This window comes from Aquabacterium soli (assembly GCF_003933735.1).
Lineage (GTDB): Bacteria > Pseudomonadota > Gammaproteobacteria > Burkholderiales > Burkholderiaceae_C > Aquabacterium > Aquabacterium soli.
The window spans coordinates 280,185-300,584 of sequence record NZ_RSED01000007.1; the positions used below are offsets into that span (position 1 = coordinate 280,185).

Annotated in this window: 14 protein-coding genes and 1 pseudogene; 5 read left to right on the forward strand and 10 right to left on the reverse strand. The window is 64.9% G+C overall.

The features are described 5' to 3' along the window. Positions 1-107: 107 nt before the first annotated feature. The 7 genes from rpsA to gyrA all read right to left on the reverse strand — a co-directional run bounded on the left by rpsA (position 108) and on the right by gyrA (position 10,624). Entirely contained in the window at positions 108-1,793 is a 1,686-nt protein-coding gene (rpsA, locus tag EIP75_RS11275; protein ID WP_125243361.1) for a 30S ribosomal protein S1, read from the reverse strand. Between the two features lie 181 nt (positions 1,794-1,974). Next, positions 1,975-4,023 carry a bifunctional 3-phosphoshikimate 1-carboxyvinyltransferase/cytidylate kinase gene (locus EIP75_RS11280; protein ID WP_125243362.1) on the reverse strand — a complete coding sequence of 683 codons (2,049 nt, stop codon included), beginning with the start codon at positions 4,021-4,023 and terminating at the stop codon, positions 1,975-1,977. A gap of 56 nt (positions 4,024-4,079) precedes the next feature. Continuing rightward, positions 4,080-4,988 carry a prephenate dehydrogenase gene (locus EIP75_RS11285; protein ID WP_125243363.1) on the reverse strand — a complete coding sequence of 303 codons (909 nt, stop codon included), beginning with the start codon at positions 4,986-4,988 and terminating at the stop codon, positions 4,080-4,082. 42 nt (positions 4,989-5,030) lie between these two features. Next, positions 5,031-6,170, reverse strand: a complete 1,140-nt coding sequence (pheA, locus tag EIP75_RS11290) for a prephenate dehydratase (protein WP_125243364.1) — start codon at positions 6,168-6,170, stop codon at positions 5,031-5,033. Continuing rightward, complete coding sequence (gene serC / locus EIP75_RS11295) at positions 6,163-7,272, reverse strand: 3-phosphoserine/phosphohydroxythreonine transaminase (protein ID WP_125243365.1); 1,110 nt, start codon at positions 7,270-7,272, stop codon at positions 6,163-6,165. Before serC ends, pheA begins: the two co-directional genes overlap by 8 nt. A 22-nt stretch (positions 7,273-7,294) precedes the next feature. Further along, complete coding sequence (locus EIP75_RS11300; protein WP_125243366.1) at positions 7,295-7,897, reverse strand: DUF2059 domain-containing protein; 603 nt, start codon at positions 7,895-7,897, stop codon at positions 7,295-7,297. A 69-nt stretch (positions 7,898-7,966) separates the two neighbouring features. Beyond that, the gene (gene gyrA / locus EIP75_RS11305; RefSeq protein ID WP_125243367.1) at positions 7,967-10,624 is read right to left on the reverse strand and encodes a DNA gyrase subunit A; all 2,658 of its coding nucleotides are present in this window, start codon (positions 10,622-10,624) and stop codon (positions 7,967-7,969) included. A gap of 275 nt (positions 10,625-10,899) precedes the next feature. Here gyrA and ompA point away from each other — a divergent pair, with 275 nt between their 5' ends. Both ompA and EIP75_RS11315 read left to right on the forward strand, forming a co-directional pair. Next, positions 10,900-11,535, forward strand: a complete 636-nt coding sequence (ompA, locus tag EIP75_RS11310; RefSeq protein ID WP_125243368.1) for an outer membrane protein OmpA — start codon at positions 10,900-10,902, stop codon at positions 11,533-11,535. A 206-nt stretch (positions 11,536-11,741) separates the two neighbouring features. After that, the gene (locus EIP75_RS11315; RefSeq protein ID WP_125243369.1) at positions 11,742-12,644 is read left to right on the forward strand and encodes a hypothetical protein; all 903 of its coding nucleotides are present in this window, start codon (positions 11,742-11,744) and stop codon (positions 12,642-12,644) included. Here the strand turns inward: EIP75_RS11315 and EIP75_RS11320 are convergent. Both EIP75_RS11320 and EIP75_RS11325 read right to left on the reverse strand, forming a co-directional pair. Beyond that, positions 12,599-14,212, reverse strand: a complete 1,614-nt coding sequence (locus EIP75_RS11320; protein WP_125243370.1) for a GMC family oxidoreductase — start codon at positions 14,210-14,212, stop codon at positions 12,599-12,601. The genes EIP75_RS11315 and EIP75_RS11320 overlap by 46 nt on opposite strands. Beyond that, a complete protein-coding gene (locus EIP75_RS11325) occupies positions 14,209-14,742 on the reverse strand; it encodes a hypothetical protein (protein WP_125243371.1) in 534 nt (177 codons plus the stop codon). Before EIP75_RS11325 ends, EIP75_RS11320 begins: the two co-directional genes overlap by 4 nt. A gap of 219 nt (positions 14,743-14,961) precedes the next feature. Between EIP75_RS11325 and EIP75_RS11330 the strand changes: the two are divergent. Further along, positions 14,962-16,723, forward strand: a pseudogene (locus tag EIP75_RS11330) (AMP-binding protein). 64 nt (positions 16,724-16,787) lie between these two features. Here the strand turns inward: EIP75_RS11330 and EIP75_RS11335 are convergent. After that, on the reverse strand, positions 16,788-17,027 hold the full coding sequence (locus tag EIP75_RS11335; RefSeq protein ID WP_125243395.1) for a hypothetical protein: 240 nt from the start codon (positions 17,025-17,027) through the stop codon (positions 16,788-16,790). A 155-nt stretch (positions 17,028-17,182) separates the two neighbouring features. Between EIP75_RS11335 and EIP75_RS11340 the strand changes: the two genes are divergently transcribed. Both EIP75_RS11340 and EIP75_RS11345 read left to right on the forward strand, forming a co-directional pair. Further along, positions 17,183-18,592: an aminotransferase-like domain-containing protein gene (locus EIP75_RS11340; protein WP_125243372.1), complete on the forward strand. Its 1,410-nt coding sequence runs from the start codon at positions 17,183-17,185 to the stop codon at positions 18,590-18,592. A gap of 200 nt (positions 18,593-18,792) precedes the next feature. Then, positions 18,793-20,268: a DUF6630 family protein gene (locus EIP75_RS11345; RefSeq protein ID WP_125243373.1), complete on the forward strand. Its 1,476-nt coding sequence runs from the start codon at positions 18,793-18,795 to the stop codon at positions 20,266-20,268. The last annotated feature ends 132 nt before the right edge of the window (positions 20,269-20,400 follow it).

A 20,400-nucleotide genomic window follows, 5' to 3' on the forward strand; every position in this document is an offset into this window, starting at 1 on the left:
GCCCCCAGGGAGAGCCGGCCCAGGCCTGCTTGACGCGGGCCCGGACCGGAGCGGTCTCTGGGAGCGGCCGGCGAACCCGAAGGCCCGCCAGCGGTAACAGCCGAAGATCAGCCGTTGTTCTGGTCCAGCTTGGCCTTGAGCAGGGCGCCCAGGCTGGTGGTGCCGGAGCCTTCCTTGGTCGTGTCGGCGCGCAGGGACTGCAGGGCTTCTTGCTGCTCTGCGTTGTCCTTGGCCTTGATCGACAGCTGGATGTTGCGGGTCTTGCGGTCGACGTTGATCACGACGGCCGAGACTTCGTCGCCTTCCTTCAGCACGTTGCGGGCGTCTTCGACGCGGTCGCGGCTGATTTCCGAGGCACGCAGGTAGCCGAGGATGTCATCGGCCAGCTTGATCTCGGCGCCCTTGGCATCAACCGTGGCAACCACGCCGGTCACGGTGGCACCGCGATCGTTCAGGGTCGTGAAGTTGGTGAAGGGGTCGGAATCCAGCTGCTTGATGCCCAGGGAGATGCGCTCGCGTTCCACGTCGATGGCCAGCACGATCGCTTCAACTTCCTGGCCCTTCTTGTAGTTGCGGACAGCGGCTTCGCCAGCTTCGTTCCACGACAGGTCGGACAGGTGCACCAGGCCGTCGATGCCGGCAGCCAGGCCCACGAACACGCCGAAGTCGGTGATCGACTTGATGGGGCCCTTGACGCGGTCGCCACGGTTGAAGTTCTGCGAGAAGTCGTCCCAGGGGTTCGGCTTGCACTGCTTCATGCCCAGCGAGATGCGACGCTTGTCTTCGTCGATCTCCAGGACCATGACTTCCACTTCGTCGCCCAGGTTGACGATCTTGTTGGGCGCCACGTTCTTGTTGGTCCAGTCCATCTCAGACACGTGCACCAGGCCTTCGATGCCCGGTTCGATCTCGACGAAAGCACCGTAGTCAGCGATGTTGGTGACCTTCCCGAACAGGCGGGTGCCCGAGGGGTAACGGCGCGAAACGCCAACCCACGGATCGTCGCCCATTTGCTTGAGGCCCAGCGAGACGCGGTTCTTCTCGGCGTCGAACTTCAGGACCTTGGCGGACAGCTCTTGACCAACCGTCACCACTTCCGAAGGGTGACGCACGCGGCGCCATGCCATGTCGGTGATGTGCAGCAGGCCGTCGATACCACCCAGGTCCACGAAGGCGCCGTATTCGGTGATGTTCTTGACCACGCCATGGACGATCGCGCCTTCGCGCAGCGTTTCCATCAGCTTGGCGCGCTCTTCGCCCATCGAGGCTTCGACCACGGCACGGCGCGACAGCACGACGTTGTTGCGCTTGCGGTCCAGCTTGATGACCTTGAACTCCATGGTCTTGCCTTCGAACGGCGACATGTCCTTGACAGGGCGCGTATCGAGCAAAGAACCAGGCAGGAAGGCGCGGATGCCGTTGACCAGGACGGTCAGGCCGCCCTTGACCTTGCCATTGACCGTGCCGGTCACGAAATCGCCCGATTCCAGGGCGGTTTCCAGCGACAGCCACGAGGCCAGGCGCTTGGCCTTGTCGCGCGACAGGATGGTGTCGCCGTAGCCGTTTTCGATGGCGTCCACGGCCACGGAGACGAAGTCGCCCACTTGGACTTCGAGCTCGCCCTGGTCGTTGCGGAACTCGTCGATGGGCACATAGGCCTCGGACTTCAGGCCGGCGTTGACGACCACGAAGTTGTGGTCCACAGCCACGACCTCGGCGGTGATGACTTCGCCAGTGCGCATGTTGGCGCGCTGCAACGACTCTTCAAATAGGGCGGCAAATGATTCAGACATGAGGTTTCCTGTGTCGGCTTTGGGGCCGACGGTAACGCTTGGACCGACAGGCAACGGAACAAGCGGTTAGGTTGAAGAAGCGATGTACGGCCTGGCCTTGTTGCCGTGCCGAGGTTCGAAACCTCGCCTCCGCGCCGGGCGGCGGGGAGGGCACATCACACCTAAAATTGGCCTTGCCTGATCACGCCTGGGGCGTGACCACATGGGGCCACCCGTCTGTCCACCAACCCAGCACCGTGTCCACCGACTGGTCGATGGACAGCGCAGAGTTGTCGAGCAAACGGGCATCGGCAGCAGGCACCATCGGGGCAACCGCACGAGACTTGTCCCGCAGGTCGCGCGCCTCAAGGTCTGCGCAGATCTCATCAAGGGTAACAGAAATCCCCTTTGAAATCAATTGGTTATACCGGCGCTCCGCCCGCTGTGCCACGGAGGCCGTCAAAAACACCTTCAGGCCGGCGTCCGGGAAGATCACGGTGCCCATGTCGCGGCCGTCGGCCACCAGGCCGGGCAGCTTGCGGAAGGCCAGCTGCTGGCGCACCAGGGCCTGGCGCACACCCGGCAGGGCCGAGATCTTCGACGAGTTCTGGCCGACTTCTTCCTGGCGCAGGTCTTCGCTGACCTCCTGGCCGTCCAGCCAGACCTGATGCCCTTCGAAGCGCAGGGGGATCTCTTCGCCCAACTGTCTGGCCAGGCCCACCAGGGCGGGCTCATGGTCGGCAGGCACGCCACGGCGCAGGGCCAGCAGGGCCGTCACGCGGTACAGGGCGCCGGAATCCAGGAACTGGTAGCCCAGGCGGGTGGCCAGGGCGCTGGCCAGCGTGCCCTTGCCCGACGCGCTGGGGCCGTCGATGGTGATGACCGGGATTTGGCGAGATTCATTTTTCGCCACCTGGAAAAGCGTCTCGAAATAATCCGGGAAGGTTTTGCCGACACAGCGCGGGTCTTCGATGCGCACCGACACGGTCTGCCCTGCGCCAATGGTGGGTGCCAGCGGGTGGAATGCGGCCAGCGAGAAGCACATGGCCATGCGGTGGTCGTCGTAGGTGTGGATGCTGGCGTGCGTCCAGGCGCCGGGGGCGGGTGGCATCACCTCGATGTAATCCCCGCCTTCGGTGACCACGGCGCCCAGCTTGCGCAACTCGGTGGCCATGGCGGCGATGCGGTCGGTTTCCTTCACGCGCCAGCTGGCGATGTTGCTCAGGCGCGTGGTGCCTTCGGCGTACAAGGCCATCACCGCCAGCGTCATGGCCGCGTCGGGGATGTGGTTGCAGTCCATGCTCACGGCCTTCAAGGGCCATGCGCCGCGCTTGATCTCCAGCCAATTCGGGCCGCCCTCGATCTGGGCGCCCATGGCGCGTGCGGCTTCGACGAAGCGGATGTCGCCCTGGATGGAGTCCAGGCCCACGCCCTCGATGCGCACGGGTTGCTCAATGCCCGCGATGGCGCCGGCCGCGATGAAGTAGGACGCGGACGAGGCATCGGCCTCGATGTGGATCTCGCCGGGCGACTGGTAGCGGCTGCCCTGCGGGATGATGAAGCGCTCCCAGCCCTGGCGCTCGATGGCGATGCCGAAACGCGCCAGCAGGTTCAGGGTGATCTCGATGTAGGGCTTGGAGATCAGCTCTCCCTCGACCTCGATGGTCAGGGCCTGGTCTTTCGACACCAGAGGCAAGGCCAGCAGCAGCGCGGTCAGGAACTGGCTGGAGACATCGCCGCGCACCTTGATGGGGGCGTCCAGCTTCAGCATGCCGCCGTTCAGGCGCAGGGGCGGGTAGCCCTCCTGGCCCAGGCATTCGATGTGGCAGCCCAGCGGGCGCAGCGCGTCGATCAGGTCACCGATGGGGCGCTCGTGCATGCGCGGCACGCCGCTGAGTTCGAACACGCCGCCCTGGGTGGCCGACAGCAGCGCCAGTGCGGCCGTGAGCGGGCGCATGGCGGTGCCGGCATTGCCCAAAAACAGTTGTGCGTTGGGCACGCCCAACTGGCCACCCAGGCCGGTGATCGCCAGCGTCTCTCCCTCGGGACGGATGTCGCAGCCCAGGGTGCGCAGCGCATCGAGCATCACGCGGGTGTCGTCGGAGGCCAGCAGGTCGTGCACGCGGGTGGTGCCTTCGCTCAGGCCGGCCAGCAGCAGCACGCGGTTGGAGATGCTCTTGGAGCCGGGCAGGCGCACCGAGCCCTCGGCTTGGAGCAGGGGAGGCAGGTCGAGGAAGGCGGTGGTGTACATGGCGGCGGTTCAGAAAAGAGAAGGCCCCGGAACATCGTGTCAGGGGCCTGTGTGCATCAGCGGGAGGTCTTGCCCCCGCCAGAGGGCCCGCTGGGCGGTGTGTGCGTGCTGAGCGTCCACTGGCTGCGCGAATCGGAGGCAGACTGGATCTGCTGCTGCAAGGCCTCGCCGTCCCAGTCTCGCATGCTGCGTTCCATGGCGTCCAGCGTGGCGCGGAAAGCCTCGGACTGTTTCAGGATCTCTTCGCGGTTGGACAGCAGGATGTCGCGCCACACGGTGGGCTCGCTCGCGGCGATGCGCGTGAAATCGCGGAAACCCGGGCCGGCCAGCGACAGGAACTCGCGCCCAGAGGGCTGCTGCTGCATCGCGTTGATGTAGGCAAAGGCGACCAGGTGCGGCAGGTGGCTCACCGCCGCGAACGCCGTGTCGTGGTTCTCCGGCGTCATCTTGAGCACCTGGCAGCCGATGGCGGCCCACACGTCGGTGGCTTTTTGCACCAGCACCGGGTCGGTCTGCTGCAGCGGTGTCAGGATGACCTTGCGGCCTTGGTAGAGCTGTGCGTCGGCATGCTCGATGCCGGCCACTTCACGGCCGGCAATGGGGTGCGCAGGCACGAAGGAGGGCAGGCGTTCCTTCAGCACACGGCGGGCCGCATCGACCACGTCGCGCTTGGTGCTGCCCACGTCCATGAACAGCACGCCCGGATCCACCAGGTGGCGGATGGCGCGGAAGGTGCTCTCGGTGGCGGCCACCGGCACGGCGATGATGACGATGTCCGAGCCGGACACAGCCAGCAGCGCCGATTCGGCCGCCACGTCGATCACGCCCAGGCGGCGCGCCTTCTCGACCGTGGAGGGTGATTTGCTGTAGCCCACCACGCGGCGCACCAGGCCTGCCTTTTTCAGGGCCAGTGCGAAGGAGCCGCCCATCAGGCCGCATCCGATCAGACCGAGTTGGTTGAACATGCCAGATCGTCCAGGGAAATCAGAAACAAAACTACCGGCGCATCAATGCGCATCGAGCGGGAAACTGCCCAGCACCTTGAAGAAGCGGCACTGGGCACGCAGTTCGTCGAGTGCCTTGGCGACGTTGGGCTCTTGCGGGTGTCCGGCCAGATCGATGTAGAACACGTATTCCCACTGGCCCGAACGGGCCGGACGGGATTCCAGGCGGGTCATGGACACGCCATTGACCTTGAGCGGCACCAGCATGTCGTGCACGGCGCCGGGCCGGTTGTCCACCGACACGACCACGCTGGTGCAGTCGTGGCCTGTGGGGGTTGAAGGCGGGTGGCGATCGGTGCGGGTCACGACCACGAAACGGGTGCGGTTGTGGGCCTGGTCCTGCACCGCGCGCTGCACCACGTGCAGTCCGAACTGCGAGGCCGCGCGCTCGCTGGCCAGTGCGGCCAGGGAATCATCCTCGGCCGCCAGGCGGGCGCCTTCAGCATTGCTGCTCACGGCGCGCCGCTCGGCATCTGGCAGGTGTTGGCTCAGCCAGCCCTGGCACTGCGCCAGCGCCTGCGGGTGGGCCACCACGGCGGTGATGCCATCGCGCGAGAGCGTCTTGCGCAGCAGGTTGTGCGTGACCAGCAGCGAGGTCTCGCCCGCGATGGTCAGTGGCGATTGCAGCAGCAGGTCGAGCGAGCGGGCCACCACGCCTTCGGTAGAGTTCTCGACCGGCACCACACCGTAGTCGGCCGAGCCGGCCTCGGTGGCGCGGAAGATCTCGTCGAAGCTGGGGCAGGGCAGCGGCTCGATGGACGAGCCGAAGTAATCCAGCATGGCCTGTTCGCTGAAGGTGCCCACCGGGCCCAGGAAGGCCACACGCAGGCGCGCTTCCAGCGAGCGACACGCCGACATGATCTCGCGCCAGATGGGCGCGATGCTTTCGGCCCGCACCGGGCCGGGGTTGGCGGCCTTCAGGCCGTCGATGACCTGGGCCTCGCGATCGGGCCGGAACACCGGCGAGCCATCGACCTTCTTGACCTCGCCCACGGCCTGCGCCAGTTGGGCGCGCTGGTTCAGCAGGCCCAGCAGTTGCCGGTCCACGCTGTCGATGCGCACGCGCAGGTCGGCCAACTGCTCGTCCACCGGGCGCCCATCGGGCACATGGTGGAAAGCGGGGGTGTGGGAAGAATCAGCCATGGCGCCGCGCGAAATCGTTGAGGTAATCGACCAGGGCCTGCACCCCGGCCAGCGGCATGGCGTTGTAGATGGAGGCGCGCATGCCGCCCACGCTCTTGTGTCCCTTCAGTTGAAGCAAACCCCGTTCCTTGGCCCCGGCCAGGAAGGCATCGTTCAGGCTGTCGGAGGGCAGGAAAAAGGGAACGTTCATGCGCGAGCGCGCTTCGGGCACCACCTTGGTGGCGTAGAAGCCCGAGGTGTCGAAGCACTCGTACAGCAGGCGCGCCTTGGCCACGTTGCGGGCCTCGATCGCGGCCAGACCGGACAGCTCACCCTCGCGCTGGCGCTGGATCCACTGGAACACCAGTCCGGCCACGTACATGGCGTAGGTGGGCGGGGTGTTGTACATGGAGTCGTTGTCGGCCACCACCTTGTAATCAAAGGCGGTGGGCGTGACCGGCAGGGCGTGGCCCAGCAGGTCCTCGCGGATGATGACCAAGGTCAGGCCGGCCGGTCCGATGTTCTTCTGTGCACCACCATAGGCCACGCCCACGCGCGACCAGTCGATCGGGCGCGAGGCGATGTGCGACGAGCAGTCGATCACCAGCGGTGCATTGCTGCCGAGCGCCTTAAGATCGGGCAGCTCGTGCATCTCCACGCCGTTGATGGTCTCGTTGCTGCAGACATGCACGTAAGCGGCCTGATTGCTCAGCGCCCACGTCGATGGGCTCGGGACCGTGGTGTGGCCGTCGCCTTCGTTGGTGGCCACCACGCTCACGTCGCAGTACTTGCGGGCTTCCTTTTGCGATTTCAGCGACCACGATCCCGTGACCACGTAATCGGCTCGGCCGCCGCGCGACAGGTTCAGGGGCAGGATTGCGTTCTCGGCGATGGCCCCGCCCTGCATGAACAGCACCTTGTAGTTGGCCGGGATGGCCAGGATGTCGCGCAGGTCAGCCTCGGCCCGCCTGGCAATGGAGATGAATTCCTTGCCCCGGTGGCTCATCTCCATCACGCTCATGCCAGAGCCCTGCCAGTCGAGCATCTCGGCGGCGGCTTGCGCCAGCACCTCTTCGGGCAGGACGGCCGGACCGGCCGAGAAATTGAAGGGACGCGTCGTCATGCCTGCAACCACCCTCGCTCCGTCACTTGGCCTTGGGCTTGGCCGCGGCGGGCTTGTCCTGGGGCTGTTGCTGGCTCAGCTTGCCGCCGGTGGCCTTGTCCAGGATCGAGCGGATGGCGGTCTGTGTGGCTTGCAGCTTGGGATCGACCTGCGGGCGGGCATCGGCCACGACCTTGTCAACCAGGGTCTTGCTCATCTCGGGCAGCAGGCCCTGGTACTTCTTGAGCACGGGCGAATCCAGCATGCCCACCAGTTGCTTGAGCTCGTCTTCGGTGAACTTCTCTTCGATGAGGGGTGCCACGGCGGCCTGGCTCTGCTTCAGGGTGCTGGCGCGCACGATGGGGTTGGCGGCATCGAGGTACTTCTTGATCTCGGCGTCGACCTGCTTGGCCGTGGCTTCACGCTTGTCTTCGGGCACGCCCTGCACGATCACCTGCTGGGCAGCGGCGACCAGTTGACGGGCGGGGTTCTCGGTCAGTCCGCGGGCGGTGTTCTCCAGCGAGGACTGCTGGATGTCGATCAGCTTTTGCACCAGTTCCTTCTTGGTCTGGGCGTGTGCGCTCAGCGAGGCCACCAGCAGGGTCGAGGCCACCGCGGTCGCCCACACAGTTTTCGTCAGCTTCATAAGAGGTCGGTCCTTATTTCGTGAAAAGTGCCCGTCCGCGACGGGCCTCTGGTTGCTTGGTGTCAGGCCTCAGCCTTCGGTTCCACCATTGTCGGCGGAAGTATCAGGCGTGTCGCCGGCAGGGGTGTCGCCCTCGGTGTCGACGTCGAGGGCGGCATTGGCGTCGTTCTCGACGATGCGCTGCAGGCCGATCAGCTTGGCGCCTTCGTCCAGGGCGATCAGGGTCACGCCCTGCGTGGCGCGGCCCAGCTCACGGATCTCCGACACGCGGGTGCGCACCAGCACGCCCTTGTCGGTGATCAGCATGATCTCGTCTGCCGGACGCACCAGGGTGGCCGCGACCACCTTGCCGTTGCGCTCGGATTGCTGGATGGCGATCATGCCCTTGGTGCCGCGGCCGTGGCGGGTGTACTCGACGATGCTCGTGCGCTTGCCGAAACCATTCTCGGTGGCTGTGAGCACGGATTGCGTTTCGTCTTCGGCCACCAGCATGGTGATCACGCTCTGCGTGTCTTCCAGCATCATGCCGCGCACGCCGCGGGCACTGCGGCCCATCGGGCGAACGTCCTCTTCATCGAAGCGCACGGCCTTGCCGCCATCGGAGAACAGCATCACATCGTGCTTGCCGTCGGTCAGCGCCGCCCCCACCAGCACATCGCCATCGTCCAGGCCCACGGCGATGATGCCGGCCTTGCGGGGGTTGCTGAAGTCGGTGAGCGGGGTCTTCTTGACGGTGCCCATGCGCGTGGCCATGAACACGTAGTGATCTTCTGGGAAGCTGCGGAACTCGCCGGTGAGCGGCAGCACCACGTTGATCTTCTCGTCCTTCTCCAGCGGGAACATGTTGACCATGGGCTTGCCGCGCGAGTTGCGCGAGCCCTGCGGCACTTCCCAGACCTTGATCCAGTAGACGCGGCCCCGGTTGCTGAAGCACAGGATGTAGTCGTGCGTGTTGGCGATGAAGAGCTGGTCGATCCAGTCGTCTTCCTTCGTGGCGGTGGCCTGCTTGCCGCGGCCGCCGCGCTTCTGAGCGCGGTATTCGCTCAGGGGCTGGCTCTTGATGTACCCCGTGTGGCTGATCGTGACCACCATGTCGGTGGGCGTGATCAGGTCTTCGGTGCCCAGCTCCTGCGCGTTGTGCTCGATGGTGGAGCGGCGCGCGCCCAGCTTGGTCTGGCCGAACTCCTGACGGATGGCGGCGAGCTCTTCGCCGATGATGGTGGACACGCGCTCGGGCTTGGACAGGATGTCCAGCAGGTCGGCGATCTCGGCCATCACATCGCGGTATTCACCGATGATCTTGTCCTGCTCCAGCCCGGTCAGGCGTTGCAGGCGCATCTGCAGGATCTCGCTGGCCTGAGCGTCAGACAGGCGGTACAGGCCGTCGGCCTGCAGGCCGAAGTTCACCGGCAGGCTTTCGGGGCGGTACTGCTGAGGGTCGCCATCGACCCGGGCCAGCATCTCGCGCACCATCGACGAATCCCAGCCCTTGCTCATCAGGGCCGTCTTGGCCACCGGCGGCGTGGGCGAGGTCTTGATGGTCTCGATGAACTCGTCGATGTTGGCCAGCGCCACGGCCAGGCCTTCCAGCACGTGGCCGCGCTCGCGCGCCTTGCGCAGCTCGAACACCGTGCGGCGGGTCACCACCTCGCGGCGGTGCTCCAGGAACACGATGACCAGGTCGCGCAGGTTGCACAGCTTGGGCTGACCGTCGATCAGCGCCACCATGTTGATGCCGAAGGTGTCCTGCAGCTGCGTCTGCTTGTACAGGTTGTTGAGCACCACCTCGGGCACTTCGCCGCGCTTGAGCTCGATCACCACCCGCATGCCGGACTTGTCGGATTCGTCCTGGATGTGGCTGATGCCTTCGATCTTCTTTTCGTTGACCAGCTCGGCGATGCGCTCAAGCAGGTTCTTCTTGTTCACCTGGTAGGGGATCTCGTCGACGATGATCGCCTGGCGGTCGCCCTTGCCGATGTCCTCGAAATGCACCCGGGCACGCATGACCACGCGGCCGCGGCCGGTGCGGTAACCCTCGCGCACGCCGCTCAGGCCGTAGATGATGCCGGCGGTCGGGAAGTCGGGCGCCGGGATGATCTCCATCAGCTCATCGACGCTGCACTCCGGGTTCTTCAGCGCGTGCAGGCAGGCATCGACCACCTCGTTGAGGTTGTGCGGCGGGATGTTGGTGGCCATGCCCACCGCGATGCCGGCCGAGCCATTGACCAGCAGGTTGGGCAGGCGCGTGGGCAGCACGGCCGGCTCTTTGTGGCTGCCATCGTAGTTGGGCCCGAAATCGACGGTGTCCTTGTCGATGTCGGCCAGCAGTTCGTGCGCGATCTTGTCCAGGCGGATTTCGGTGTACCGCATGGCCGCCGCGTTGTCGCCATCGATCGAGCCGAAGTTGCCCTGGCCATCGATCAGCATGTGCCGCAGGCTGAACGGCTGGGCCATGCGCACGATGGTGTCGTAGATGGCCGAATCACCGTGCGGGTGATATTTACCCATGGTCTCACCCACGGCCTGAGCACTCTTGCGGTACTTGGCGTTGTAGGTGTTGCCCATCTCGTTCATCGCGTACAGGACGCGACGGTGGACGGGCTTGAGGCCATCGCGGGCATCGGGCAGAGCCCGACCGACGATCACGCTCATCGCGTAATCGAGGTACGAACGCCGCATCTCCTCTTCGAGGCTGATGGGCAGGGTTTCCTTGGCGAATTGCGTCATGCGTGTTGGTGGGATGCGCTGGGCAACCTCCGATTGTAGATCGCGGGCGCGGGCCGCCTTCCACGCACTTTTCCAGACACGCTCGGGCCTCACTTGTAGCGATGCAGCAACAAGTGAGGCCCGAAAAGATCTGTAAGCCGGCCTTGACTTGAGCCCTGGGCCGCCTATGGCAGAATGGGTTGTGCGTTATTCGCTAGGGTATTCCCCTGATGTACCCAGCCAAGAGGGACCCGTGCAGCACAGGCTGCCGTCAAACGACCAAGGTAAGGATTCACATGAAAAAACTGAACAACATCGCCGCCCTGTTTGCCGTTGCAGCTCTGACCGCCGGTGCGGCCCAGGCCCAGGCAGTCGACAACTGGCGCGGTACCGACGGTACCGTCTGGAAGAACGGCACCAACGAACTGTGCTGGCGTGATGCCTTCTGGACCCCGGCCACCGGCGTCCAAGGTTGCGATGGCGTGCCCGTCCCGGCCGCCCCTGCTCCCGCCGCTACGCCCGCCCCGGCCGCGCCTGCCGCGCCCGCCCCGGTCGTGGTGCCGCCCGCTCCGCAAACCGAGAAGGTGAGCTTCGCTGCTGACGCCTTCTTCGACTTCGACAAGTCTGTCCTCAAGCCTGAAGGCAAGGCCAAGCTCGACGACCTGGCCGACAAGGTCAAGGACCTGAACCTGGAAGTCATCATCGCCGTGGGGCACACCGACTCCGTCGGCACCGATGCCTACAACCAGAAGCTGTCGGTGCGTCGCTCTGAAGCCGTTAAGGCCTACCTGACCGGCAAGGGCATCGAAGCCAACCGCGTCTACACCGAAGGCAAGGGCGAACTGCAACCCGTGGCTGACAACAAGTCTGCCGACGGCCGCGCCAAGAACCGCCGCGTTGAAATCGAAGTGGTCGGCACCCGCGCCAAGTAAGCCGCTTCCGGTTTCCGGACGCCGGGCTCCCTCGGGGGCCCCAAAAAAACCCCGCCATTGGTGGGGTTTTTCATTGGTGCTGCAGCCTCGCACGAACTCTGTAACCGAACTTGTTGCTTTGTTTCTAGGGGGTTAGCATTGAACGCTTCCCGCGTCCTGCGGGAGGATTGCACCGCCGGTGCCGTTTGCCGGGCTTTCTGCTCGCCATGTCAAACCCCCAGATTCCCGAACAAGCTGCGGTTTCTTCGATGCTGTCACGGCGCTCGACCGTGGCCCTCGTCTTCGCCATGGCGCTGGCGGGGGCCGCCGGCCTGGTGGCCTGGGGCCCGGTCAGCCTGGTGCCGCACATGCACCAATTCGCCGATCAGCGCACCTGGGTGGGCACGCCTTTCGGAGTCAACGTGTGGTCGCATCTGCCCTTGTTGCCCATCGGCTTGTGGGGCCTGTGGCGGGTGAGCCGCCTGCCAGGGGGCGAGCCCTTGCGCTGGGTCTGGGGATGGTTTTTCTGCTGCCAGATGCTGGCCACGGTGGGTGGCATGGTCTACCACTGGGCGCCCAGTGACGTCACCTTCATCTGGGATCAACTGCCTCGTTCGGCCGCCTGTTCGCTGTTCGCGGCGGCCTTCCTGGCCGAGCGCATCGACCGGCGTTTCGGCCTGAGCCCCGCCATCGCCACCGCACTGATCGCCACCCTGCTGGGGGGCATCTGGTGGCTGTACAGCCTGCACGTCTGGGGCGTGGGCGATCTGCGGCCCCTGATCTGGCTGGAGCTGTCGCCCATTGCGCTGGTGGCCACGGGTGCGTGGACGCTGCATGGCCACCTGCTGTCACGGCAGGATTGGATGCGCTCGCAGTTGAGCTTCGTGGTGGCCCAGACCGTGGACTGGGCCGACCGGCCCTTCTTCGACTGGACGGGCCAGGTGATCAGCGGCCATTCGCTGCGCCACCTGGCGCTGGCGGCCTGCGTGGGCTGGGTGGCCTACAGGCTCGGGGCGGACAGCGCGCGCCGAGTGGCGCACAACGAGCCGATCCCGGCCGACGCCTTGTTGCCCGAGCCGGTGGCTCAGGCCAGCGCGACATCCTTCCCGGACAGCCGCTTGGCCAGCTGAGTGGCCAGTCGGTTGGTGGTGCCGTAGATCGACAGCTGCGGATTCGCGCCCACGCTGGTCGGGAACAGCGAGCCATCGTGCACCGACAGGTTGGAGATGTGCCAGTGCACGCCATCAGGCTGCACCACGCCTCGCTGCTCATCACCCGCCATGGCGCAGCCGCCCATCACGTGCGCGCTGCCGGCGCCCGTCAGGAAGGGGCGCATGTCCAGTTCCTTGATGGCTTTCTGGGCATCGGCCCAGCTGGTGTAGTACTTGCCGTGCTGGTGGTAGGGCATCACCTTCTGCGCGCCGGCGGCAAACTGGATCTCGGCCATGCTCAGGAAGGAGCGGCGGAAGCCGTCCAGCACATAGGGCGTGAGCGAGTAGTTCAACAGTGGTGAGCCGTCCACGTTCAGGAACACCGAGCCGCCTTCGGATTCGGGGTGGAAGCCGTCACGCATCAGCGAGAGCAGCATCTGCGTGTGCGGGTAGTTCTTGAAGCGCTCGGCCAGCTCGCTGCCGATGCCGCCCAGCAGCACGGAGACCAGCCCGGGGTGAATGGGCGTCGCCTCGATCTTGTAGCCCATCGGGCCGTCGACCGGCTGTGTGTGCAGGAAGTGGTCGGAGTAGATGGACTGCGGCGCGCCTGTCCAGCCTTCGATCTTGTCGGCGTAGATGGCCGACGAGAAGGACACGGGGTGCAGGAAGGTGCGCTTGCCGATCAGGCCGTGCGGATCGGGCACGTCGGAGCGCTTGAGCAGCGCTGGCGAGTTGATCGCGCCGCCGGAGACCACGTAGTGCTTGGCGGTGATGTGAAGCACCTTGTCGGACACCTTGTCGCCGTTCTGGCGGATGCCGACGCAGCTCAGGTGCTGGACCTTGCCATCCTTGATGCTGAAGGCTTCGGCGCGGGTCTGGTAGTACAGGCGCGCGCCAGCGGTCAGGGCGGTGGGGAGGGTGGTCACCAGCATGGACTGCTTGGCGTTGGTCGGGCAGCCCATGCCGCACGAGCCGATATTCCAGCAGCCACGCACGTTGCGCGGGATCACATGCGCCGGAATGCCGAGCTTCTCGGCGCCCGTGCGCAGCAGTTCGTTGTTGGGGTTGGGCGGCACTTCCCAGGGGGCCACGCCCAGGCGTGTCTCGGCCTGCTTGAACCAGGGCGCCATCGATTCGACGGTGTAGTCCTTCAGGCCGAAGCGCTCCTGCCAGTACTTGAGCGTGTCGGGCGGGGTGCGGAAGGAACTGGTCCAGTTGACCACCGTGGTGCCGCCCACGCAGCGGCCCTGCAGGATGGTGACGCTGTTGTCGATGTTGGCGCGCGCGGCGCTCTCCTGGTAGAGGCTGGTATAGGCCTCGGTTTCCTTCTGGTTGAAGTCGCTGCTGGTCTTGAGCGGCCCTTCTTCAAGCAGGATCACATCCAGGCCGGCGCGCGTGAGCACCTCGGCGGTGATGCCGGCGCCGGCACCGGTGCCGACGATGACGACATCGCAGCTCAGCTTCTCGGGCAGGCCTTGTTCACCATTGAAGATCTTCCAGCCATGCTGCTGCATGCCGTCGCGAAATACATCGGGCTGTTTGCTCATATCGCCATCGGGCCGGGGTAGCCCACACGAGACCAGTAGTCGGGAATGGTGAAATAGGCCATGCACGTCAGGGCGCGTGCGGCCACGAAGGAGATGTTGGGCACCATCGAGTCGGAGGTCTGCAGGTGGGTCAGCGCCTGCTGCACCTGCTCGTCCGTGGCATCGGCCCAGGAGGTCCACATGCCGGAGGTCATCCAGCGGGTGGGGGCGTTGGACAGCAGGCCGGCCAGCAGGCTGATCTGGTCACGCTTGGCCTTGGGCAGGCTGTTGATCAGGGCCTCGAGGTTGTCCAGGTACTTGGCCAGCATGGCCTCGCGTTCGGGCGAGGGCGGCGGCAGCATCGGGCCGAGCACGCCTCGCGCGACGCCCTTGAAGACCTCGCGGCCGTGCGGTGTGAGGGTGGTGCCATCGAAACCGCGGCGGAACCAGATGCCGCCACCGACGGCTGCGCCGACGGCGGCCACGGCCACCACTGTCTTGAGGAACCAGCGCCGTTTGGGCGACGCGGGGGAGGGCTGGGCAGTACTCATGTCGGGCCGTGACGTATTTGGGGGACTCCACGTAAGCGTCGGATGATAAAGGGAAACATTTGATTCCAGATTGTCCTAAAGTACGGGAAGACCCCAGGTGGCCCCGCGTCTGAATGGCATTTCAGGTGTGTGGAACTGTTGCAGAATCCCTGTAATTGTTTTGCGCCGCCCGCTGGGGCGTTTTTTTTCGTTCCATTCTGAGATTTGAGGATGACAAGCATGGCAAGTGCGAAGCCCTGGCTGGCCCACTATCAACCCGGCGTGCCCGCAGAAATCGACCCCAGCATCTACGACTCGCTGGCCGATCTGCTGGATGAATCATTCAAGAAGTTTGCGCGGCGCGATTCGGCGGCTTTCATGGGTGCTCGCTGGACCTTCGAGCAGTTCGACGAGGCCTCCAAGGTCATGGCCGGCTGGCTGCAGTCGAAGGGCCTGAAGCAGGGCGCGCGTGTGGCGCTGATGATGCCCAACGTGCCTCAGTACATGGTGGCGATCGCCGCCGTGCTGCGTGCCGGCTACGTGGTCGTCAACGTGAACCCGCTGTACACGCCGCGCGAGCTGGAGCACCAGCTCAAGGATTCGGGCGCCGAGGCCATCGTCATCCTGGAGAACTTCGCCGTCACCTTGCAAGAGGTGATCGAGCGCACCCCGGTCAAGCACGTGGTGCTGGCCTCCATGGGCGACATGCTGCCCTGGGCCAAGGGCAAGCTGGTGAACTTCGTGGTGCGCCACGTCAAGAAGATGGTGCCCGAGTTCACGCTGCCCAATGGCGGTGGCCGGCAGGTGACCCGCTTCAACGACATGATGTCGCAAGGCGCCAGCACCAAGTTCACGCGCCCGACGATCAAGTCCGATGACGTGGCTTTCCTGCAGTACACGGGCGGCACGACCGGCGTGTCCAAGGGGGCCACGCTGCTGCACCGCAATGTGGTGGCCAACATCCTGCAGGTCGAAGCCTGGTTCAAGCCCGAGCTGGACAAGAACGGCAACGAGCAGCTGGTGGGCGTGTGCGCCCTGCCGCTGTACCACATCTTCGCGCTGACGGCCTGCTACATGGTGGGCGCGCGCATGGGCAGCCTCAACATTCTGATCGCCAACCCGCGCGACATCCCCGGCTTCATCAAGACGCTGCAGGGCTTCAAGGTGAACCAGTTCCCGGCCGTGAACACGCTGTACAACGGCCTGGTCAACCACCCTGATTTCAACAAGCTGGATTTCTCGGCCCTGCGCGTGTGCAACGGCGGCGGCATGGCGGTGCAGCAGGCCACGGCCGACAAGTGGAAGCAGGTCACGGGTTGCGCCATCGTGGAAGGCTATGGCCTGTCCGAGACCGCACCGGTGGCCACCATCAACCGCCTGGACAACGCCGCGTTCAACGGCGCCATCGGTCTGCCGGTGCCTTCCACCGAGATCGCCATCCTGGACGATGCCGGCAATGAGCTGGCCATCGGCGAGGCCGGCGAGATCGCCGTGCGTGGCCCGCAGGTGATGGCCGGCTACTGGAACCGCCCGGACGAAACGGCCAAGGTCATGACAGCCGACGGCTACTTCCGCACCGGTNAACCGCCCGGACGAAACGGCCAAGGTCATGACAGCCGACGGCTACTTCCGCACCGGTGACGTGGGCGTGATGGACGCGACCGGTCTGTGCAAGATCGTGGACCGCAAGAAGGACATGATCCTGGTGTCGGGCTTCAACGTGTACCCGAACGAGGTGGAGCAGGTGGTGAACATGCACCCGGGCGTGGTCGAGTGCGCCGCCGTTGGTGTGCCTGATGCCAAGTCGGGCGAGGCGGTGAAGCTGTACGTGGTCAAGAAGGACCCGACGCTGGCCGAGGAAGACCTGGCGCGCTTCTGCAAGGAGCAGTTGACGGGCTACAAGTGCCCCAAGTACATCGAGTTCCGTGATGACCTGCCCAAGACCAACGTGGGCAAGATTCTGCGGCGTGAGCTGCGGGATGAGCAGAAGAAGGCGGCTTGATCGCCTTGGTCTGAGCCAGAAAAGCCGCTGCAACCGCAGCGGCTTTTTTAATGGTTCTTTGCCATCATGGGATGGTCAAGTCCAAACCGAGCAGCTTGGCAAGGCCGAAGGCTAGGAGCATCAGGACGAGGAGCGATAGCGTGAAGGCCGTGGCCACTTTGACGCTTGCGCGTAACACCGCGCTCTGCTCTGCCTTGCCTTTGCCTTTTCTGCCTTGGTCGTAATGCCACTTGATCGCGAAGAACATGCCCGTGCCCAGCACGAGAGCCTTGAACACAATGAAGACAGTAGGGACCCAATCCATTTCGAGCATTTCCAGGCTATTGCCGGTGCATGACTTTGCCAGACCATCTGGCTCGATACCAGATTCAGTTTTCTGAAAAAACTGCGTATCAGATGGCGCGCTGGTATGGTGTGTGATCCACCTCAGCCCCCGTTCTTGCAGCCAGCTGCCCCTTCATGAAGCGCTACGAAGTCCTTGCCGATGAGGTTGCCGAGTCCATCGCGCAGGGGCGTATACGCCCAGGAGAGCGGCTTTCGTCGGTTCGTGAGACCTGCCGCAGCAGGGGTGTCAGCCCATCGACCGTGTTTCAGGCGTACTACCTGCTGGAAGCACGCGGGCTGATCGAGGCGCGGCCGCGGTCGGGGTACTTTGTCAGCCGCGCCATGGCGAAGCATGTGGAGCCTGAGCCGTCTGCGCCTGCTGCAGCCGGTCGTCCGGTGGAGATTTCGGAACTGGTGTTTCAGGTGCTGGGGCACGCGAAGAACCGCGCGCTGGTGCCGATGGGTTCGGCCTTTCCAAGCCCCGGGCTGTTCCCGCTGCCCAAGTTGGCGCTCTCCATGGGCAAGGCCATGCGGCGCCTCGATCCATGGCAGACCGTGGAAGACCTCTCACCGGGCAGTGCCGAACTGCGCCGGCAGATCGCCATGCGCTATCTGCCGATGGGCTGCGGCGTCGATGCCGATGAGCTCGTCATCACGAACGGTGCGATGGAAGCGCTCAACCTGTGCCTGGAGGTGGTCACCGAGCCGGGTGACCTGGTCGCCGTGGAGTCGCCGACCTTCTATGCCGCCCTGCAAGCGCTGGAGCGCCGCAAGCTGCGTGCTGTCGAGGTGGCCACCCACCCGCGCACTGGCATCGATGTCAACGCGTTGGCGGCCGTCATGGCCGAGCATCCGGTCAAGGCCTGCTGGCTCATGCCGAATTTCCAGAACCCCCTCGGGAGCCTGATGCCTGACGCATCCAAGCAGGCGCTGGTCGAGCTGCTGGCGAAGCACCAGGTGCCGTTGATCGAGGACGACGTGTACGGTGAGCTCTACTTCGGCCCCAGCAGGCCGAGGCCGGCCAAGGCCTGGGACCGCAGCGGCCTGGTGATGCACTGCAGCTCGTTCTCCAAGACCTTGGCGCCAGGCTATCGGGTGGGCTGGGCCGCGGCTGGGCGGTTCACGGCCGAGGTGGCGAAGCGCAAGCTGATGAGTTCGCTGGCGGCGCCTGTTCCATCGCAGGAAGGGCTCAGCGAGTACCTTCGCCACGGCGGCTACGACCGGCATCTGCGCCAGCTGCGCGGCCTGCTGGCGCAGCAGCAGCAACAGGTGCTGCGCGGCATTGCCAAGCACTTCCCTGCGGGCACGAAGGTCACGAGCCCAGAGGGCGGCTACTTCGCCTGGGTGGAGCTGCCGCCCAGCGTCAATGCGCTGGAGCTACATCGCCTGGCGCTGTCGCAGGCCGTGAGCGTGGCGCCTGGCCAGCTCTTTTCCGCAGGGCAGGGCTTCACGCACCACATGCGCGTCAACTTCGGGCATCCGGACCACGAGGATTTTGAGTCGGCGTTGCGGACCGTGGGGAGCATTGCCAAAGCGTTGGCTTAGGACCCAAGGCAGTCATTCGGTACTTGACGCCGAATGGCTGCTTCGCAGCGAGAGCGACCGATCGGTCTTCAGGCCGCGAGGGGCTGCTGCCGGGCCAGGAGCGGACCCTGAGAGTCGAAAACGCGCGCGAGGGCCCTCCACTCCATTCAGCTGCCCTACATTTCTGGTTGGCCATAGTCCACCACAGAGGAGAACACCCGATGCCACGCAAGCCCAAGCTTGACCTGACCGAGCTCGCCTCGGTACTGCTGCGGGAGGCCGTCGATCCGCCGGGGAGTTTGCATGAGCTTCTGGATGCAGCCATCGCCCAGGGATCTCTTTCCTGCATCGACTGGCGTGAGGAGACCTCCGGCATCATCAACGGCACCGACCGAATGCTGGCCCGCCTTGGTAATACGGTTGACTGGTCCTTTGTCGACCACCTGATAGACATGGACCAGGGCGAGGTCCTGCGCAACAACAACGTTTTGTGTCACTTGCGCGATCAACTGCAGCAGATCGGATTGCGCTTGGCGCTCATCGATGTCGGTGACGATGCCTACCGCTTCGGCGTGCTCGCGCCTTCCGACTTCGATCGCCTCAACGGCATGGCGCGCAAGAACGTGGTGACCATTTCCGACGACTTTGGCGCAGACGAGTTCTACGCGCCGGCTCGCATACACCTCGCGGCGGTCGGTTTCGTGCAGCCGACGAAAACGATCGATCCGGCGCAGCAGGCATCCAAGCACCGCGCTCGCTGTATCAAGTCGCTTCGTAAGCTGTTGGACGACGAGAGCACGCTCGATCCGGCCGAATCGGCAGATTCGTTGGTGCCGCCGTACGCTCGGTGGACATTGCCCAGCAATGGGGAGGAGACGGACCCATGGCTTATCGCATTTAAGGTGGGGCTGCAAACGAGTTGGATCCAACGGCGCGCATCGCGCCGGTTGCTGATGGGAGATGCCGCGATGGCGGGTACTCTGCGCGATTGCTGGCGACTTCGCTTGCTGGAGCGTGCGTTCCTCGAGCGTGCCTACCTCGCATCCATGACCAAGTTTCCCAACCTGGCCGCTGCCACCCGGGAGGTCAGCTTCTTCGACGCGCAGCAGTACTTGGAATTGACAGTGGCCGCGGCGGCACTTTCGTGCTTCGGCTTCGAGGAAGAGTTCCAGCAGTGCGCCTCGTTCTACCCGTTGTTCGAAACTCGCTTGCGCCGCCTCGGGTCACATCGGGTCGAACTGGAGCATCAATTGCTTGCTCTGATGAGGTTCCTGTCGACGGCGCAACCAACCAGCGCAGACCTCGACACCTTGGCAGAGACCTCGCCGTTCGAGGTGTTGCGCGGTGCGTGGGAGAAGGATGGTCACTTCGCTCAAGCGCTGGCGGAATTGGCCGACTGGCATCTCGCCAAGTGCCATGTCGCGCTCACCGGGTACGACGACATCCACGCACCCGGCTACGACTTCTTCCCCACCTGGCTCCTCGCCATCGACCGGCACCGTGAGCGGGCACTGGGAACCTCCAGCCTGCCCTCACACGATCTATTCGATCTGGCGCGACCCTACATCGACGCCAAGTATGACGCGCCGGAGGGCAAGCTTGTGCGAGAAGTGCGGGCGCTCTATGAGCGAACCTGGAACGATTCGCCAAATTGGATCGAGGCGTGGAAGCCGTATCTGACAGGTGACGGCGCCTAGAGCTCGCTACACCGCGCGTGGATCTGCTGGCGCGCGGCATGAGCGGCAATTTGCGCGTCGCCAACGGGTCGATAGCTGTCGCTCGACGAGCATTGACTGAAGGACTGCAACCAGCCAATTCTGTTGAAAAAC

Bases quoted from the DNA above. Each gene is read 5' to 3' on its own strand.
- rpsA (WP_125243361.1), bottom strand. From the start codon at position 1,793: ATGTCTGAATCATTTGCCGCCCTATTTGAAGAGTCGTTGCAGCGCGCC.
- EIP75_RS11280 (WP_125243362.1), bottom strand. From the start codon at position 4,023: ATGTACACCACCGCCTTCCTCGACCTGCCTCCCCTGCTCCAAGCCGAG.
- EIP75_RS11285 (WP_125243363.1), bottom strand. From the start codon at position 4,988: ATGTTCAACCAACTCGGTCTGATCGGATGCGGCCTGATGGGCGGCTCC.
- pheA (WP_125243364.1), bottom strand. From the start codon at position 6,170: ATGGCTGATTCTTCCCACACCCCCGCTTTCCACCATGTGCCCGATGGG.
- serC (WP_125243365.1), bottom strand. From the start codon at position 7,272: ATGACGACGCGTCCCTTCAATTTCTCGGCCGGTCCGGCCGTCCTGCCC.
- EIP75_RS11300 (WP_125243366.1), bottom strand. From the start codon at position 7,897: ATGAAGCTGACGAAAACTGTGTGGGCGACCGCGGTGGCCTCGACCCTG.
- gyrA (WP_125243367.1), bottom strand. From the start codon at position 10,624: ATGACGCAATTCGCCAAGGAAACCCTGCCCATCAGCCTCGAAGAGGAG.
- ompA (WP_125243368.1), top strand. From the start codon at position 10,900: ATGAAAAAACTGAACAACATCGCCGCCCTGTTTGCCGTTGCAGCTCTG.
- EIP75_RS11315 (WP_125243369.1), top strand. From the start codon at position 11,742: ATGTCAAACCCCCAGATTCCCGAACAAGCTGCGGTTTCTTCGATGCTG.
- EIP75_RS11320 (WP_125243370.1), bottom strand. From the start codon at position 14,212: ATGAGCAAACAGCCCGATGTATTTCGCGACGGCATGCAGCAGCATGGC.
- EIP75_RS11325 (WP_125243371.1), bottom strand. From the start codon at position 14,742: ATGAGTACTGCCCAGCCCTCCCCCGCGTCGCCCAAACGGCGCTGGTTC.
- EIP75_RS11335 (WP_125243395.1), bottom strand. From the start codon at position 17,027: ATGGATTGGGTCCCTACTGTCTTCATTGTGTTCAAGGCTCTCGTGCTG.
- EIP75_RS11340 (WP_125243372.1), top strand. From the start codon at position 17,183: ATGAAGCGCTACGAAGTCCTTGCCGATGAGGTTGCCGAGTCCATCGCG.
- EIP75_RS11345 (WP_125243373.1), top strand. From the start codon at position 18,793: ATGCCACGCAAGCCCAAGCTTGACCTGACCGAGCTCGCCTCGGTACTG.